The following is a 1,153-nucleotide window of genomic DNA, read 5'->3' as shown; positions in this document are numbered from 1 at the left end:
GCCGCCGACTTCGTCAAGGCCTCCGGGGTCGACGCCCTGGCCATCGCCATCGGGACCAGCCACGGCGCCTACAAGTTCTCCCGGCCGCCCACCGGCGATACCCTCTCCATCCAGCGCATCAAGGAGATTCACGCCCGTATCCCGCAGACCCACCTAGTGATGCACGGCTCTTCATCGGTGCCCCAGGAGTGGCTGGCGGTGATCAACGAGTTCGGTGGCGCCATCCCCGAGACTTACGGCGTGCCGGTCGAGGAGATCGTCGAGGGCATCCGCCATGGCGTGCGCAAGGTCAACGTCGACACCGACCTGCGCCTGGCCTCCACCGGGGCGGTGCGACGCTTCCTGGCCCAGAACCCGGCGGAATTCGATCCGCGCAAGTTCCTCAAGGAAACCGTCAGCGCCATGCGCGATCTATGTATCGCGCGTTACGAGGCCTTCGGCACCGCCGGCAACGCCTCGAAGATCACCCCGATCAGCCTCGAGGCCATGGTCAGCCGCTACGACAGCGGCGAGCTCGACCCCAAGGTGACATGACAGCAACCGTCGAATAAGCAGCCCGGTCCGAGAGGATTCAGCGGATCCTGCCGACCACGACCAGGTCGTTGCTATCGGGCCTGTTCTCGCCCGTGTTTCGACAGGTTTACGCTGGGTGGCACAGTCATCAAGACGAAGCCAGGCAATCAATCGCCTGACGAACCATCGGACAGGCTCGCCATCAGTCCTGCTCGGCGTCAGGCGCATCGCCGGCGGAGTCCTGGCTGGCGGCATCGAATCAAGGGTACCGAGTCATAGAGGGCCTCTCACGGAGGATTTCGTTAGTCCTTGAAGGATTGCGGATATAGCGCAATACTGTTATCAAACAGCGTTCACTAAGTCCGGCATCCCTCAAGGAAGGTCGAGAGATACCGATAAGAGACATACCACTCAACCGATCCATGACTCCCGAGGGATGTCCGACGATGATCCATTCTCCCTGCCTGCTCTTCGACTGTGACGGCACCCTGGTCGACAGCGAGCCGCTACTTGCCGACGAGATGGCCAGCGCCCTCAGCGGAATAGGCCTGCCGTTCCTGTCCAGCGAATATATCGGGGAGTTTCGTGGTACCCGCTTTCGTCATATCGTCGCCGAGCTTCAGCGTCGCCACGGCCAGGT

2 protein-coding genes are annotated in these 1,153 nt (G+C 62.1%); both read left to right on the top strand.

What is annotated here, in order from left to right; translation table 11 throughout:
- Positions 1-534, top strand: a 534-nt coding sequence (locus ACESMD_RS11380; protein WP_372613225.1) for a class II fructose-bisphosphate aldolase, incomplete at its 5' end; no start/stop codon positions are given.
- A gap of 428 nt (positions 535-962) precedes the next feature.
- On the top strand, positions 963-1,153 hold a 191-nt coding region (locus ACESMD_RS11375), incomplete at its 3' end, for an HAD hydrolase-like protein (RefSeq protein WP_372613223.1).

It is taken from the genome of Halomonas sp., from assembly GCF_041689495.1.
In the GTDB taxonomy this organism is placed as follows: domain Bacteria; phylum Pseudomonadota; class Gammaproteobacteria; order Pseudomonadales; family Halomonadaceae; genus Halomonas.
This window is presented reverse-complemented; position numbering and strand designations above follow the sequence as displayed.